The sequence below is a fragment of the Octadecabacter dasysiphoniae genome, from assembly GCF_021532615.1.
Classification (GTDB): domain Bacteria; phylum Pseudomonadota; class Alphaproteobacteria; order Rhodobacterales; family Rhodobacteraceae; genus Octadecabacter; species Octadecabacter dasysiphoniae.
Window position 1 is genome coordinate 272,001 of the sequence record NZ_JAKGAQ010000004.1, and the last position, 15,160, is coordinate 287,160.

Genomic DNA, 15,160 nt, shown 5'->3' on the forward strand with positions numbered 1-15,160 from the left:
TCGTTTGTGAAACAGGCAGTGACGTTAGGCCACTGCGTGCTTTGGTTCCATTTTGGCCAACCGTGCAGAACCCCAATCCATTTGGGTTTTCAGCTCGGCGATGGCTTCATCTAATTCGGCGCGCTGGGCTTGCATGTCGGCCAGATGTTTTTGGGCCAGTACGAAAGTTTCGCGCAATTGGGTCTCTTGGCTGTCGTCCATGTAGTACAGGTCGAGAAGTTGGCGGATTTCCTCGAGGGAGAAGCCAAAACGCTTGCCCCGCAGGATCAGTTTAAGGCGCGCACGGTCGCGTTTGCCGTACAGGCGTTTCTGGCCTTCGCGTGTCGGGAACAGCAGTTCCTTAGCTTCGTAGAACCGAAGCGTGCGGGGCGTCACATCAAAATCTTCGCACATTTGGCGAATGGTCATGGTTTTGTCCGTCATTGTCTTTTCCTCAAAGCGGTTTGGGTGACCGGCACCTGAGGGTTGTTGACACACCCTACAAGCATCGGTGACGTAAACGTAAACGTAACGCCGCGTCAAAACGGGGTTTACGAAAGGTCAGGAAAGAAATCGCACGAAATTGCGCAACAATCTAAGAGGGAAGAATGGTCGAGGTTTCCCCCTAAGCCCTATTTTATAAGGGTCTTACGGTATGGAATTCCATACCCTGCGACTCAGCGCAGGTGCGGTGAGGTCGCCGTTGTGGGTGCAACCTAGGCGCTAGTTGAATGGAATCTTCGCGGTTTTGCCGTCCGACAAAGACAAAATCCATCCGTCCGCCACCGTGGAAAAGGCATCAAGCCAGCGCAATCCAAGGTCATCACGCGGGAGGATTTGGGGCAGGCGAAGGGTCGACAGAGCAATGTGGCGAAATGTGAAACCGTCGCCGTCGCGCCGATACACCGTCGCCACCAACAAAAACGGTTCAACCGCATCGATATGTCTGCCTTCGTGGATCGCAAGCATCTGGTCGCCGGATGGGGACAGCCCGAACAGGCGCGGCGTTGCGGGCACACTCCACGTTGTAACATCGGGCCCTGAAATCGTGGTTTGGTTTTGTGATACATCCGCACGCACCACCACATCGCCAAGCTGCACCGCGTAATCGCCATCCGGCAAAAGCGCCATTTGCGCGCTCGCTGGGGTCGCGGCCCCCAACAGCAGGGCAAGGACGAGATATTTAGCCAAGTGTTTTTGCTGTCAGATCGCGCAGGGATTGAAGCTCGTCCATGGTTTCATCGAGCTGGCGGCGCTGCTCTGTCAGCTCGCTCAACTGGCGGTCGGCCAATTCAACCCACAATTTCATCTGTGCTTCGGTGCCTTCGTTTTCGTAAATCATCAGCCATTGGCGGATGTCCTCAAGGGGGAATCCGAATTTGCGGCCCCGCAGGATCAGCGTCATGCGCGCCAATTCGCGTGCGCCATAAAACCGGGATCGCCCGACCCGTTCAGGCGACAGCAATTCTATATATTCATAATAGCGCAACGTGCGTGGGGTCACGTCGAACTTGGCACACATTTCTTTAAAGCTCAGACGCGGCTCTGCCATAATATACTCCGGGGGTCGTCGTTGTTGGGACAACTCTACGCGGGCAAACGGTTTGGGGCAATGTTGGCGACGCAGATGTGATTTCAGGGTTGTGTGTTTGCGTCGTGCAGGGTTCAACAGGGGCATGACCAGCGAACGCCAAGCCAAAATCGCCAAACAGTTTATCGCCGCATTGCCCCATGCCCATGCTTTGGGGATGTCGCTGACGGATATTGGCGGGGGCACGGCAACCATCACGATGCCCTATGATGCCCGTCTTGTGGGTGATCCTGAAACCGGCGTGATCCATGGTGGCGCGGTGTCCGCACTGCTGGATACCTGTGCGGGCGCGTCCGTGATGGTGCATGACAGCCTGCCGATTGGCACGGCCACGCTGGATCTTCGGATTGATTATATGCGTTCGGCGACACCGGGTCAGACCATCACGGCGCGGGCGGAATGTTATCATGTCACGCGTTCGGTCGCGTTTGTGCGCGCCACGGCACTGGACGAAGACACCGATCGCCCCGTCGCGACCGCCACAGGTGCGTTTACCATTCAAACGGGGCCAGCATCATGAAACGCCCCGAACCCGTCCAAGTGATCAAACAACGCCGCGACGCCGCCCTTCAATCGCTGATCGAAGGTGTGCCCTATATTCAATTCATGGGCTTTCGGTTTGATCGGCGCGGGGATGAGCTGACGGGGGTTATGCCCTATCAGGATATGTTGATCGGCAATCCGATGCTTCCGGCGATCCATGGCGGGGCGACGGCGGCGTTTCTGGAAACCACCGCGATTATTGAACTCAGCTGGGCCGCCATGTGGGACCGCATGGAAGCGGGCGAGGATGTCACCGCGCTGCGTCTTCCCAAGACGATTGATTTCACCGTTGATTATCTGCGCCCCGGGCTGCCGCGCGATGCCTATGCGCGCGCGACGATCAACCGGTCCGGCCGGCGCTATGCGTCAGTCCACGTTGAGGCATGGCAGGACAACCGCAGCCGTCTGTTCGCCCAAGCCACCGGGCATTTCCTGATGCCACAAAAGCCCAGCGATGGCTGACGTTGTCCTAAGCCACCGCCGCATTCTGCATATCGCGGTGCCGGTGGTTCTGGGCAACATCACCGTGCCGCTGCTGGGGTTGGTGGACACCGGCGTTGTCGGGCAAATGGGCCTTGCTGCGCCGATCGGGGCTGTTGGTATCGGTGCTGTGATCCTGACGGGCCTGTATTGGATTTTTGGGTTTCTGCGCATGGGCACCACGGGGTTCGCGGCCCAAGCGATCGGGGCGGGGGACGCTGCAGAAAACGCGGCCATCCTGATCCGCGCGCTTGGCATAGCTGCGATGGGTGGTGTGCTGATTTTCGTATTGCAAAGCCCGCTGTTTGCCTTCGGGTTCTGGCTTTCCCCCGCGAGCGGCGAGGTCGAAACCCTTGCGCGCAGCTATATGCAAATCCGTGTGTGGTCCGCGCCGTTCCTGATTGCGACATTCGCGATCACAGGGTGGCTGGTGGCGGCAGAACGCACGGGTGCGATCCTTGTGATGCAATTGGTGATGAACGGGATCAACATCGCGCTTGATCTGGTGTTTGTGCTTGGCCTTGGCTGGGGCGTGCAGGGCGTGGCCATCGCGACAGTCATCGCAGAATTGGCTGGCTGCGCGCTTGGCCTTTGGTATTGCCGCCACGCCTTTGATGGGGCCCCGTGGCGGGACCGCGCGCGTCTGTTGGACCCCGGTAAGCTGCGCCGATTTGCCAGTGTGAACGCGGACATCATGATCCGGTCGTTGTTGCTGCAATCCATCTTCATGAGCTTTCTGTTCTTCGGGGCGGGCTACGGTGACACGCGCCTTGCGGCCAACCACATTCTTTTGCAGTTCCTGACTGTCATGGCCCACGCCATGGACGGATTTGCGTTTGCCGTTGAATCCCTTGTTGGTCAGGCGATGGGCGCGCGAAAACGCCGCGCCTTTCGCCGTGCCAGCGTGATGGTGTCGCTGTGGTGTTTTGGAACGGGCCTGATGCTCGCGGTGGTGTTTGCCGTTTTTGGCGGGACGATCATTGACTGGATGACAACCGCGCCTGACGTGCGATCAGCCGCGCGCGAATTTTTGTTCTATGTCGCGCTGACGCCGCTGTTGTCCGCCGCGCCGTTCATGCTGGACGGAATATTCATCGGGGCAACCCGCACCCGCGACATGCGCAACATGATGGTGATTTCGACGGTCATCTATTTTGCAGCCGCGTTGGCGTTGATGCCCGCGTTCAACAATCATGGGCTTTGGATGGCGTTGCTGATCAGCTTTGCGGCGCGCGGTTTGACTTTGGGGGCGCGGTATCCTGCGCTTGAGAGGTCCGTGGGGCCCTAAATCAAACGATATCGAGAACGCGTTCCGGCGGGCGGCCAATCGCGGCTTTGCCGTTGTTCAGCAATACGGGGCGTTCGATCAGGATCGGATGGGCGACCATGGCATCGATCAGCTGGTCTTCCGTCGCGGTGGCAAGGTTCAGCTCTCTGAAGATCTTTTCACCTTTGCGCATCATGTCGTCGGCGGTGACGCCAAGGGCGTTGCGCACCGCGATGACCTCAGCCTCGGACGGGGTATCGGTAAGGTACAACCGCACGGCGGGCTGATGCCCTGCGTCTTGTAGCAGCGCCAGCGTTTCGCGCGATTTGGCGCAGCGCGGGTTGTGCCAGATTGTCATCTGCGATGGCATCATAGCCAATCCTTTCGTGCGGTTCCGACAGCGTCAGCGACATTTGCAAACCCGTCGCGCGCAAGCAGAGCGTCAAGCCCGTCTGCGATGTCGTTTGCCAGCGAAATGCCACCATAGACCAAGGCCGTATACAGTTGGACCGCCGAGGCGCCCGCGCGGATTTTGTCATAGGCCTGCTGCGCTGATCCCACGCCACCGACCCCGATCAGGGGCACGTCCGTGAGGGTCGACAGTTTTGCCAACACCCGCGTTGATTTTTCAAACAAGGGCTGGCCTGACAATCCGCCGCCCTCGCCTTTGTGGGGGCTGTTCAAACCGTCGCGTGACAATGTTGTGTTGGTGGTGATGACGGCCGACAGGCCGGATGTGCCAACAACTGATGCGATATCTTCGAGGTCGGTATCTGTCAGGTCGGGTGCGATTTTCAGAAAGATCGGGATGCCAGTCGCGTTGGCGTCCATGACGCCGCCCAAAAGTGCGGCCAGTGCTTCTTTGCCCTGAAGGTCGCGCAGTTTTTCGGTGTTGGGCGACGACACATTGACCGTGGCAAAATCAACGAAGGGGCCGCACCGGGCCAGCACGCGGGCGAAATCGGCGGCGCGATCTTCGCTGGTTTTGTTCGCGCCAAGGTTCAGGCCAACGATGGACCCGGCGGGGCGGTTTTCCAATCGCGTCGCAATGGGTTCCATGCCCTGGTTGTTGAACCCGAACCGGTTGATCGCAGCCTCGTCTTCGGTAAGGCGGAACAGGCGGGGGCGCGGGTTGCCGTCTTGGGGCAGGGGCGTTGCTGCGCCGACTTCAAGAAATCCGAACCCTGTGCGGCCCAAGGCGGCCAGACATTCGGCATTCTTGTCAAATCCCGCGGCGAGCCCGACCGGATTGGGAAGGTCCAACCCCGCAACACGGGATTTCAATCGATCAGATGTTACCGGCCCTGTGCGTGGGCCAAGCCCGGTGTTGAGCGCCTTGAGCGCCAATCCATGGGCGGTTTCGGGATCAAACGCGCGCAAGGCCTTCAGGCCGATGGATTCAAGCGCCCTCATGCCAGATCAAGCACATGACGCCCGTCAAGGATCGGCATGGCGCGCGCCCAGACCACTTCGGACCGCAAAAGGGGGCGATTGTAGATATGCGGAAAATCTTCGCCGCCGCGCGATGGTTCCCACACCAGATCATCGCCAAAACTTTTGACATCAAGTGCAGCGAGCATCAGCCCTTCGACACCTGCGAAATGTTTGTCCGTTGTCTCTTGCGCTTGTGTCGCGGTCGAGGTGTGGATGTAGCCATCGGCCAGATCAATCGGCGCGCCAGCAAAACTGCCTGTGGCGTCCAGCGTGGCCCATTGTTCAGCGGTGAGTATTTTAAAGATCAACATACCTCCGAAGTGCCCAAGCCTTGGGCGAAGGTCAAGTGTCGGCACGCTGTTACAAGACGACGTTACGCCAATTTCGCGGCTTGCCTTTGACTCTGTCACCCGAAACGGCCCAAGCTGGAACCAGAAAAACCAATGGGGGCTACAATGCTTGCACGACTTCTTTCCACGTCCGCCGCTTTCACGATGATCGCGGGTATGGCCGCAGCGGATTATTCGCTGACCATCCTTCACACCAATGATTTCCACGCGCGGTTCGAACCGATCAGCAAATATGATTCCGGCTGTTCGGCAGAAGACAACGACGCTGGTGAATGTTTCGGCGGTACGGCCCGTTTGATCACAGCCGTCGCCGATGCCCGCGCGCGGACGAACAATTCCATTCTTGTGGATGGCGGCGACCAGTTTCAGGGCACGCTGTTCTACACTTACTATAAGGGCGCGATGGCGGCCGAATTCATGAACCAGCTGGGTTATGATGGCATGACCGTGGGCAACCACGAATTTGACGATGGCCCAGAGGTTCTGCGCGGGTTTGTCGACACGGTGAGCTTCCCTGTGCTGATGTCCAACGCGGATGTGTCCGGTGAACCGCTGTTGTCCGACGCGATCCAGAAATCCACGATCATCGAACGTGGCGGCGAACGCATTGGCATGATCGGCCTGACACCTGAAAACACGGATGAGCTGGCAAGCCCCGGTCCGAATGTGATTTTCACACCGGCTGCGGATGCGGTTCAGGCCGAGGTTGATCGTCTGACCGCTGAGGGCGTGAACAAGATTATCGTTCTGTCCCACTCTGGTTATAACGTCGACATTGCGATCGCAGAGGCGACGACAGGTGTTGATGTTATCGTTGGCGGGCATTCTAACACGTATCTTGGCGATGATGAGGATGCGGCTGGTTTGTATCCGACAATGATCGGCGATACGGCGATTGTTCAGGCCTACGCCTACGGTAAATTCCTCGGTGAGCTGAACGTAACGTTTGATGATGACGGTGTGATCACCGAAGCATCCGGCGAAGCGATCATCATTGACGGGACTGTGGCAGAAGACGAAGCTGCGGTTGCACGTATCGCTGAACTTGCGCTGCCGCTTGATGAAATCCGCAACCGCGTTGTGGCTGAAACCGCAGGCGTGTTGACCGGTGATCGCGCCGTATGCCGCCAGATGGAATGTGACATGGGCAACTTGATTGCCGATGCCATGCTTGACCGTGTGGCTGATCAAGGCATCGACGTGGCCTTGCAGAACTCTGGCGGTATCCGTGCGGATATCGACGCGGGCGAAGTGACCATGGGCGAAGTCCTGACGGTGCTGCCGTTCCAGAACACGCTGTCCACGTTCCAGATTTCTGGTGAAACGCTGATGGCCGCCTTGGAAAATGCAGTGTCCCAGCACGAAGACGGATCTGGCCGTTTCTTGCAGGTCGCGGGCATGACGTTCAGCGTTGATCTGTCACAAGAACCGGGCAGCCGGATTTCCGACGTGATGGTTGGCGGTGAAGCACTGGATATGGGTAAAACCTATGGTGCTGTGTCCAACAACTTTGTGCGCAACGGGGGCGACGGGTTCTCGATGTTTACGGACGCAGAAAACGCCTATGATTTCGGCCCTGATCTGGCGGACGTGACGGCGGAATACATCGCGGCAAATGCGCCGTACCAGCCATATACGGATGGCCGTATCAACATGAAATAAACGGCGTTTCACACGTCTTTTGGCCCCGTCGCGCGATCTGTGCGGCGGGGTTTTTTCGTAGTGGCGTCTGGTGTCAGTCGGCATCGTTAGGAAAGGACTGTTTGGTGCGGGGAAGGCGCCGTGACGGGTGATAACCGTCAGGGTCACGCTGCAAATAGACCCGCCCCTGCACCCGATCTGCCCGCAACGGGCTGGGGTGGTCTAGGGGGCCGGCTGTCCCGAAATTCCATGGCGCAGACCTAAGGTAGGCCCACGGGTTAACCAAGGGCGAGTGTGCCGCGTGGGCGTGAACGCAAGATGAAGACAGCGTGCGTTGGGGTGTTGCGCTGCGTTGCGGGCATGGTGCAAGGTCGCGCCATGTGCGGACGTATGGCCCTGACCCTTCCACATGCGGCGATGTCGCAATTGTTCCGCGCCGCCCCCGCGAACGATCTGCCGGATGTGCCCAATTATAATGTCTGCCCCACGGTGCAGGTGTCCGCCGTGACAGCAGGCGAAGGCGGGCGGCGCTACGCCCCGGTGCGCTGGGGTTTCATCCCGCATTGGTACAAAAAGGCGAATGGCGGGCCGTTGCTGATCAATGCGCGGGCCGAAACGATTGCGCAAAAGCCCGCATTCATGGCGGCGTGTCGGCAGCGGCGGTGCATTATTCCGGCATCAGGGTTTTACGAATGGGAACGCCCCGAGGATGGCAGCAAGCTGCCGTGGTATGTGCAGCGCAGTGATGGATCGCCCATGGCCTTTGCCGCGATCTGGCAGGATTGGGGGGATCAGGGCGCGACTGCGGCGATCGTCACAACCGCGGCGAATGCTGCGATGGCGAAAATCCATCACCGTATTCCGGTCATTCTGGAACCGGACGACTGGGCGCTTTGGCTGGGCGAAGAAGGCAAGGGGGCTGCACCATTGATGCAGGCCACCAGCGAAGACACATTGCAGTTTCACCGCGTTGATACCGCCGTAAATTCCAACCGCGCGGCAGGCCCACACCTAATCGACCCGCTTAAAAATGGCTAATTAGGTGTCGTTTAGCGGTCTGATGGGTCGTTTTTCGTGAATTTCAAGACACACTGTTACCTTTTTAGATACAAACCTTGTCACACGGCGACTTTCGCGTGATGCTGTCGCCAATAAAATAAGCACAGGGAACAGATATGTCTATTCAACCACCACTTTCGGACCTTCCGATCAAGACGGCGGAGACCGGTTTTTACCGCGGCTTCAGCGTCGACGTGACGGTCATCAGTAAAATCATCATCGGCGTTCTTGTCGTTTGGTGCATCGTGTGGCCCGAGTGGGCTGGCGAAGTGCTCGGCGCATGGAATTCCGCGATCCTCGCGAGTTTCGCGGCGTGGTATATTTGGGTTGTCGCGTTTTTTGTTATCGTCTGTATCGTTCTGGCCATCTGGCCGACGGCAGGAAAAATGAACCTCGGGGCTGAAGGCGAAAAACCCGAGTTTTCCAATTTCTCATGGTTCTCGATGATGTTTGGTGCCGGTATCGGTGTCGGCATGTTGACATGGGCTGTGGCCGAACCGGTCGCGCATTTCGGGTCCAACCCCGAAACCATCATGGGGATCACCAATGGCGGCACTGCCGACAACGTGCGCATGGCGTACAAATGGTCGTTCCTGCACTGGGGCTTTGGCGCATGGGCGTGCTACGCGATTTGTGGTCTGTCGCTCGCGTTCTTTAGCTATCGCCGTGGTCTGCCGCTTACGATCCGCTCTGGCCTCACGCCTTTGTTCGGGTCTGCTTTGTCGGGCGTTTTGGGAACCATCATTGATATCGTCGCCGTGGTTGCGACCATTCTTGGTGTGGCCCAAACACTGGGCTTTGGTGTGGACCAGTTTGTTGCTGGCCTGACACGTATCGGTATCGGCGGTCTTACAGATGAAACGGGCAGTGCATCTACTGTCGGTATCATCGTGGCCTTGCTGGTGATCATGGGTGCGTCGACGTTGTCGGCGTTGTCCGGTGTTGGCAAAGGCATCAAGTGGTTGTCCAACATCAACATGGTGCTGTCGATCATCCTGCTGGGTTTCTTCATCATCTTTGGTGCCACATGGTTTGGCTTCAATGCGATGTTCATCGGCCTGTGGGACTACATCATTGCACTGCCGGAACTCAGCTTTAATGTCTTCCGTTCTGACGGTGTTGAAGGGTCTGAATCCTTCTTGCTTGCGCAGTGGCAGGGCTGGTGGCCCGTGTTCTATTGGGCTTGGTGGATCGCGTTTGCACCATTCGTCGGATTGTTCCTTGCGCGTATTTCACGCGGGCGGACCATTCGCGAATTCGTTCTCGGCGCGCTCGTTGTGCCTGCGTTGATGTGTTTCGTCTGGTTTGCGTGGGCCGGTGGCACCGCGATTGATCTGGAACTGAACGGCGGAGCAGACGGTGTTATCTTTGCGGCGCAAAACGGTGACAAGATCTTTGCCATGACCGAATTCATGCTGGCCCCCATCGCGGATATCCTTGCTTGGGGTATGGCGTTGTTGATCGTGGTTCTTTTGATGACGTTCCTTGTTACATCCGCTGACTCGGCGGTGTTGATTGTGAACACCATTAATGCTGCGGGCGACGAAGGCCCAAAGGCGCGCCCACACATTCTGTTCTGGGGTGCTGCCCTTGGACTGGTTGTTGCGGGCCTGCTGATTTCGGGCGGTACAGGTGCCATTCAGACAGCCATGGTGATCGGCGCGCTGCCGTTCTCACTCGTGATGGTGTTGATGGCGATTTCATTGCTCAAGGCGATCTACAACGATGGTCGTCGTGAAAAGGCGGGCGTTGAAGCTGTGACAACCAATCTGAACGTAACACCAGCGGAGTAACCTTCGCCGCATAAATCAAGAAAACCCCGCAGCATTGCGCTGCGGGGTTTTTTTATGTGCGCGGTTCGGTCAGACCACCGATTTTGTCGCGTGCCACACGGCGTGCCACGGCCAGCGACATCACCAAACCTGTCGCGACCGCGACGGCAATCGCGACCCGCACCCCCGTCAGGCCCCAATCGAACACATCCGTGAAAAGCCAGATGAACAGGGCGATGGCGATGATTTGGCGGTAGATGCCGATCCACATTGTCCAGACGGCTTTCTTGAGCGCCTGAAGAAGCGAATTGACCGAGAACAGAATGACGTAAATCGGCAGCACCACGGCCTCTACTTTCAGGAACAGCGCGCCGATTTCGATGACCTCTGGATCGCTGGAAAACAGCGACGTTGCAAACCCGCCCCCGAACCACAAAAACGGAAACGCGGCAGCGGTCCCGATGACGCCCATGTGCCAGCAGCGGCGAAACGCCTGACGCACCCGGTCATCGTTTCCGGCACCAAAATTTTGCGCGGCGATGGGCACCAAGGCGATGGTGATCCCAAGGGCGGGCAACAGGAATATCTGTTCGACGCGCAGTGAAATTCCGTAGGCGGCTAGCGACGCTTCGCCGTAGCCTTTCAGGGCGTATTGCACGATGAACCCGCTGGCAAAGGTGATCAGCAACGCGAAACTCGTTGGCGCGGCCTGCTTTGCGATTTCGCCGTATTTTTCCAGCGTGGGGACGAATTCGCGCACTGACAAATCCTGCATCAAATCACGGCCGAACACCTTGTACAGAATAAACACTGCGACACCCGATTGGCTGAACACTGTCGCCAATGCGATCCCGTTGAACCCAAGGCCCGGGACCACGCCGGGAATGCCAAACATCAATAACGGGTTCAGCGCGATATTGGCACCAAACGCGACCATCAATGCACGTTGCATGGAAACGGTGTCCCCGCGCGCTTGTAAAATGCCGTTGCTTGCGCCCGCGAATATGAAACCGGGCAGGGCAAAGACCAGCCAGTTGAAATAGGACTGGCCCGCGTCGCGGTATCCGCCCGGTTCGGACACGACGGAAATCAGCGCTGATCCGAAAATCAGTGCCAGCGCGATCATGGCCGCCGTGGCAAGCACCGCAAAACTAATGCCCTGCGCTGCAAGGTGGCGCGCGTCTGCATCATCCTTGCGCCCCTTGGCGTTGCCCACCAACGCGGACATCGCAGAGCCGAGGCCAAACCCGACAGCGACCAGAATGAAAAACGCCTGAAACCCAACGGCAAGCCCCGCCTGGGCCTGCGTGCCAAAGAAGCCCGCGTAAAACGTATCGACCACATTATAAAGCGTGCTGAACAGCATCCCCACCGCTGCGGGAATGGCGATGCGTCGGAAATGCCCGTTAATCGGGCCTGTGGTAAGGTCTTCGTTGATCATTTTGTCCGGGCCTTTGTCCAAAGAAAAACCGCGGCCCTGATGTCTCAGGACCGCGGTTCGGAGTGTTTATGTGAAAGGCTTTACAGACCCCAGCGATCTGCCACTTCGTCAAAGAATCCTTGGGTTTGCTTCAGCTCAATCCAGCTGTTTACAAAGTTGATCCAGACTTGGTCGTCCTGCTGCATCAACATTGCGATGGGCTGCGGCGCGCGGGCTTCCGTCACTTCGATCTGTGCGAGGTTCGGGAATTTTTCCAGCAAGGTGGACCCTTCGATGTTGGATGTGATGAACACATCCGCGCGGCCTGACAGGACTTCCTGGAAACCACGTGCAGGGGCCTCAACCACTGTGATGTTGGCATCTGGGAACCATTCGCGCACGGAATTTTCAAACGTGGTGCCCAGCGTCGTGGCTACGGTCACATCGTCCTGGTTGATGCTGTCCCAATCGTTGAACCGGTCGGATTTGTCGGTTGTTGTAAACGGCAGGATTTCAACGCGCAGGTAGCTGTCGGAATAACCCGCAGCGCGCAGGCGTGGCGGGCTGATAGAGGCAGAACCCGTGATGTGGTAGTTGCCTGCGACAACGCCGTTTACCAATGTTTTCCAATCGGTTGGGACGAATTCAAGCTCGACCTCAAGATCAGCGGCGAGCTGGGTCATGACGTCAACGTCATAGCCGACATAGGCGTTCGTGGCGGGGTCGCGCACGGACATCGGGTTCCAGTCGCCAGTCGTTCCGACCTTCAATACGCCGTTCGACAAAATGTCGTTCAGGGCAGATTGCGCCAGCGCTGGTGCGGCCATAAGTGATGTTGCACAGGCCGCTGCAAGGCCGAGTGTTTTCATAAAATTCATACTATTTTCCCAGTTGGTTGATTTGCACCAAATCGCGTCTGTTCATTCGGCGATTTAGCTCTATTTTTCATTGAGATAGATTTTAGAGCCTTTTCCCACGAGTTCAAGGATACGCCATCATGCCTCACGGCAATGCGATTGAAATTTCCGGCCTGAATAAATGGTACGATGACTATCACGCCCTCAAGGATATTGAGCTGAATGTGAAACACGGTGAGCGTATCGTCGTGTGCGGCCCGTCCGGGTCTGGAAAATCGACGTTGATCCGCTGCGTCAATTCGCTGGAAAGCCATGACAGCGGGTCGATTACGGTGGATGGGATATTGATGAAGGACGAGGCGTCTATCAACAGTATCCGCGCCGAGGTCGGTATGGTGTTTCAGCAGTTCAATCTGTTTCCGCATTTGACGATTTTGCAGAACCTGACGTTGGGCCCGATGAAGGCGCGCGGGATGTCGCGCAAAGACGCTGAGAAACGGGCCATGTCCCTGCTGGAACGGGTGCGCATTCCCGATCAGGCGCACAAAAAGCCAAGTGGGCTGTCGGGCGGGCAGCAGCAAAGGGTCGCGATTGCGCGCAGCCTGTGCATGGAACCTAAAATCATGTTGTTTGATGAACCGACCAGCGCGCTGGACCCTGAAATGATTTCCGAAGTGCTGGACGTGATTGTGGACCTCGCCGAAGACGGGATGACCATGATCGTCGTCACCCACGAAATGGGTTTTGCGCGGCGTGCGGCGGACCGGATGATTTTTATGGACCACGGTGAGATTATCGAAACCGGAACGCCCGAGCAATTTTTCGAGGCGCCAAAAACCGAACGTTGCAAACAATTCCTTGCGCAAATCTTGCAGCACTAGGGGCGGGCACATGAAATTAAGAACCGCATTCATAGTTTTGTCGTGCGTGGCTTTGGCGGGTTGTGCGGCCACGCCGGGCACATGGGGGTGGTATGTGATCGACCCGCGCACGCCCAATGGCTACAACAACATCAGGTTTTTGATCAACGGGATGGGCGCGACGATTGTGCTGTCGCTGGTGGCTGCGGCGATGTCGATGACCATCGGGATGTTGGTGGCCTTGCCGGGGATGTCGGCGAACCGGTGGATCCGGCTGCCATCGCGCGTCTACATCGAATTCGTGCGCGCCATCCCTTTGTTGCCGATGCTGTTCTGGGTGTTTTACGGCCTTCCTGTGGTGCTGAAATCCATGGGCATCAGTGTCAGCATTGATGCGTTCTGGGGGGCTGTTATTACGCTGGCGATTTCGGATTCTGCGTTCACGGCGGAAATCTATCGATCCGGCATTCAATCGATCAACAAGGGTCAGACGGAGGCCGCTAAAACCGTTGGTCTGAATTATCGTCAAACCATGCGCTATGTGATCCTGCCCCAAGCGATCAAACGCATCCTGCCGCCCTTGGCGAACCAATTTATCTATATTGTGAAAATGTCGGCCTTCGCGTCTGTGATCGGGATGCAGGAACTGACACGGCGCGCCAATGAACTGGTCGTCACCGAATACCGGCCGCTTGAAATCTATTCGCTGCTGATCCTCGAATACCTTGTTCTGGTGTTGATCATCAGTTTCTTCGTGCGCTGGCTGGAACGTAAAATGGGCTCTGACGAGAGCAAAGTATAAGGACGACGCAGATGAACTGGACCAAATTTCTAGCTGAAACCAATCACCGGATGGGCGCGCTGTCCAAAGAAGTGCCTGACACATTTGCAGGGTTTGGCGCCATGTCGAAGGCCGCGAAAACCAACGGCGCGTTGTCTGAGAAAACCAAAGAGCTGATCGCGCTGGGCATCGCGGTGTCGACCCGCTGTGACAGCTGCATCGGGTTTCATGTCAAATCGCTGGTGCGCCTTGGCACGACAAGGGATGAGCTGTGCGAGGCGCTGGCCATGATCGCCTATATGGGTGGCGGTCCGTCGATTGCCTACGGTGCCAAAGCGCTTGAGGCTTACGACGAATTCTCAGCCACGTAATCGTCGCCCGCATAGCGGTTTAGCTGGCCCAAGGCGCTGTCTTCGCCGATGAACGCGGCCCAATCCTGACCGGGCCGCCAGATTCCGTCCATGATCGCGAATGCATCCGCGACGGGCATGCCGCGGCCCTCTTTGGCATAGCGATAAAAGAACGCGGTGACGCGGGCGTTGTAGATGCAATGGACGTGGATTTTCGTATCCGACAACCGATCCAGCGCGGCGCAAAAGGCGTCGAAATCCGCGTCCGTCGGGGTTTGGAACATCACCGGAATATAGACGTATTCCATCCCCAGTGCGGCCACGCTTGCGGCTTCGTCGTTCAGCGCGCCTTTGTTGTGATGCGGCCCGAGGTTGATGATGTGGGTCACGCCAAGGGATTTAATGTCGCCCAACTGGTCTTCGGTGGGTTGGCCGGACGTCGTGATATTCCCATCAAGGCGCCGCCAATTTATGATTTGGGGGAGGTCGGTCATAGAGTTTCCGTTCATGATGCGTGCAGGTGGCTGCATTCAGGATGGTCCTTGTTGAACCGTTCTGTTGAGGCTGGGAATTTTTCAAGCAGGCGTGCGGGCCGGATCGGGCGGGGGACAAAATTGCCGCCGCAATTGGGGCAGGTGTTGGCAAAGACGGTATCACCGCAGTCCGCGCAGAACGTGCATTCAAAAGAACAAACGCGCGCGTCGGCAGTTGGGGGCAGGTCTTTGTCGCAACATTCGCAGTTGGGTTTGAGGGTGAGCATCGGCTGTCTCCTGTGT

Annotated in this window: 19 protein-coding genes; 9 read left to right on the top strand and 10 right to left on the bottom strand. The window is 57.5% G+C overall.

The window, feature by feature from the left end; all coding sequences use genetic code 11:
• Nucleotides 1-24: 24 nt before the first annotated feature.
• The 3 genes from L0664_RS15725 to L0664_RS15735 all read right to left on the bottom strand — a co-directional run bounded on the left by L0664_RS15725 (nt 25) and on the right by L0664_RS15735 (nt 1,531).
• Nucleotides 25-423, bottom strand: a complete 399-nt coding sequence (locus L0664_RS15725; RefSeq protein ID WP_235226847.1) for a MerR family transcriptional regulator — start codon at nt 421-423, stop codon at nt 25-27.
• Between the two features lie 279 nt (nt 424-702).
• Nucleotides 703-1,170 carry a hypothetical protein gene (locus tag L0664_RS15730; RefSeq protein WP_235226848.1) on the bottom strand — a complete coding sequence of 156 codons (468 nt, stop codon included), beginning with the start codon at nt 1,168-1,170 and terminating at the stop codon, nt 703-705.
• Entirely contained in the window at nt 1,163-1,531 is a 369-nt protein-coding gene (locus L0664_RS15735; RefSeq protein WP_235226849.1) for a MerR family transcriptional regulator, read from the bottom strand. The genes L0664_RS15730 and L0664_RS15735 overlap by 8 nt, the downstream gene beginning before the upstream one ends.
• A gap of 124 nt (nt 1,532-1,655) precedes the next feature.
• Between L0664_RS15735 and L0664_RS15740 the strand changes: the two genes are divergently transcribed.
• Genes L0664_RS15740 through L0664_RS15750 form a run of 3 tightly spaced genes read left to right on the top strand, consistent with a single transcriptional unit; the run spans nt 1,656 to nt 3,881 of the window.
• Nucleotides 1,656-2,090 (top strand): PaaI family thioesterase, encoded by a 435-nt coding sequence (locus tag L0664_RS15740; RefSeq protein ID WP_235226850.1) that lies wholly within the window; start codon nt 1,656-1,658, stop codon nt 2,088-2,090.
• Complete coding sequence (locus tag L0664_RS15745) at nt 2,087-2,575, top strand: PaaI family thioesterase (protein ID WP_235226851.1); 489 nt, start codon at nt 2,087-2,089, stop codon at nt 2,573-2,575. The genes L0664_RS15740 and L0664_RS15745 overlap by 4 nt, the downstream gene beginning before the upstream one ends.
• Nucleotides 2,568-3,881, top strand: coding sequence for an MATE family efflux transporter (locus L0664_RS15750; protein ID WP_235226852.1), 1,314 nt, complete (start codon nt 2,568-2,570; stop codon nt 3,879-3,881). The genes L0664_RS15745 and L0664_RS15750 overlap by 8 nt, the downstream gene beginning before the upstream one ends.
• 1 nt (nt 3,882) lies before the next feature.
• Here the strand turns inward: L0664_RS15750 and arsC are convergent, their stop codons facing one another.
• Genes arsC through L0664_RS15765 form a run of 3 tightly spaced genes read right to left on the bottom strand, consistent with a single transcriptional unit; the run spans nt 3,883 to nt 5,605 of the window.
• Nucleotides 3,883-4,233, bottom strand: a complete 351-nt coding sequence (gene arsC / locus L0664_RS15755; RefSeq protein WP_235226853.1) for an arsenate reductase (glutaredoxin) — start codon at nt 4,231-4,233, stop codon at nt 3,883-3,885.
• Entirely contained in the window at nt 4,230-5,273 is a 1,044-nt protein-coding gene (locus L0664_RS15760) for a quinone-dependent dihydroorotate dehydrogenase (protein ID WP_235226854.1), read from the bottom strand. The genes arsC and L0664_RS15760 overlap by 4 nt, the downstream gene beginning before the upstream one ends.
• Nucleotides 5,270-5,605, bottom strand: a complete 336-nt coding sequence (locus L0664_RS15765) for a DUF952 domain-containing protein (protein ID WP_235226855.1) — start codon at nt 5,603-5,605, stop codon at nt 5,270-5,272. Before L0664_RS15765 ends, L0664_RS15760 begins: the two co-directional genes overlap by 4 nt.
• A gap of 144 nt (nt 5,606-5,749) precedes the next feature.
• On the opposite strand from L0664_RS15765, the gene L0664_RS15770 reads away from it, so the two are divergent.
• The 3 genes from L0664_RS15770 to L0664_RS15780 all read left to right on the top strand — a co-directional run bounded on the left by L0664_RS15770 (nt 5,750) and on the right by L0664_RS15780 (nt 10,137).
• Nucleotides 5,750-7,306, top strand: coding sequence for a bifunctional metallophosphatase/5'-nucleotidase (locus L0664_RS15770; protein WP_235226856.1), 1,557 nt, complete (start codon nt 5,750-5,752; stop codon nt 7,304-7,306).
• A gap of 357 nt (nt 7,307-7,663) precedes the next feature.
• Nucleotides 7,664-8,323 carry an SOS response-associated peptidase gene (locus L0664_RS15775; protein ID WP_235226961.1) on the top strand — a complete coding sequence of 220 codons (660 nt, stop codon included), beginning with the start codon at nt 7,664-7,666 and terminating at the stop codon, nt 8,321-8,323.
• Between the two features lie 137 nt (nt 8,324-8,460).
• The gene (locus tag L0664_RS15780) at nt 8,461-10,137 is read left to right on the top strand and encodes a BCCT family transporter (RefSeq protein WP_235226857.1); all 1,677 of its coding nucleotides are present in this window, start codon (nt 8,461-8,463) and stop codon (nt 10,135-10,137) included.
• A 52-nt stretch (nt 10,138-10,189) separates the two neighbouring features.
• On the opposite strand, the gene L0664_RS15785 is transcribed toward L0664_RS15780, so the two are convergent.
• Together L0664_RS15785 and L0664_RS15790 are read right to left on the bottom strand one after the other, a co-directional pair.
• Nucleotides 10,190-11,557, bottom strand: coding sequence for an MATE family efflux transporter (locus tag L0664_RS15785; protein WP_235226858.1), 1,368 nt, complete (start codon nt 11,555-11,557; stop codon nt 10,190-10,192).
• Nucleotides 11,558-11,637: 80 nt separating this feature from the next.
• The gene (locus L0664_RS15790) at nt 11,638-12,414 is read right to left on the bottom strand and encodes a transporter substrate-binding domain-containing protein (RefSeq protein WP_235226859.1); all 777 of its coding nucleotides are present in this window, start codon (nt 12,412-12,414) and stop codon (nt 11,638-11,640) included.
• Nucleotides 12,415-12,533: 119 nt separating this feature from the next.
• Here L0664_RS15790 and L0664_RS15795 point away from each other — a divergent pair, with 119 nt between their 5' ends.
• The 3 genes from L0664_RS15795 to L0664_RS15805 are packed head-to-tail and all read left to right on the top strand — an operon-like array spanning nt 12,534 to nt 14,405.
• On the top strand, nt 12,534-13,274 hold the full coding sequence (locus tag L0664_RS15795) for an amino acid ABC transporter ATP-binding protein (protein WP_235226860.1): 741 nt from the start codon (nt 12,534-12,536) through the stop codon (nt 13,272-13,274).
• A 10-nt stretch (nt 13,275-13,284) separates the two neighbouring features.
• Nucleotides 13,285-14,055: an amino acid ABC transporter permease gene (locus tag L0664_RS15800; protein WP_235226861.1), complete on the top strand. Its 771-nt coding sequence runs from the start codon at nt 13,285-13,287 to the stop codon at nt 14,053-14,055.
• Between the two features lie 11 nt (nt 14,056-14,066).
• Nucleotides 14,067-14,405 (top strand): carboxymuconolactone decarboxylase family protein, encoded by a 339-nt coding sequence (locus L0664_RS15805; protein WP_235226862.1) that lies wholly within the window; start codon nt 14,067-14,069, stop codon nt 14,403-14,405.
• On the opposite strand, the gene L0664_RS15810 is transcribed toward L0664_RS15805, so the two are convergent.
• Nucleotides 14,381-14,878: a protein tyrosine phosphatase family protein gene (locus tag L0664_RS15810; RefSeq protein ID WP_235226863.1), complete on the bottom strand. Its 498-nt coding sequence runs from the start codon at nt 14,876-14,878 to the stop codon at nt 14,381-14,383. The genes L0664_RS15805 and L0664_RS15810 overlap by 25 nt on opposite strands.
• Nucleotides 14,879-14,889: 11 nt before the next feature.
• Nucleotides 14,890-15,144, bottom strand: coding sequence for a DUF1272 domain-containing protein (locus L0664_RS15815; RefSeq protein ID WP_235226864.1), 255 nt, complete (start codon nt 15,142-15,144; stop codon nt 14,890-14,892).
• Nucleotides 15,145-15,160: the final 16 nt, after the last annotated feature.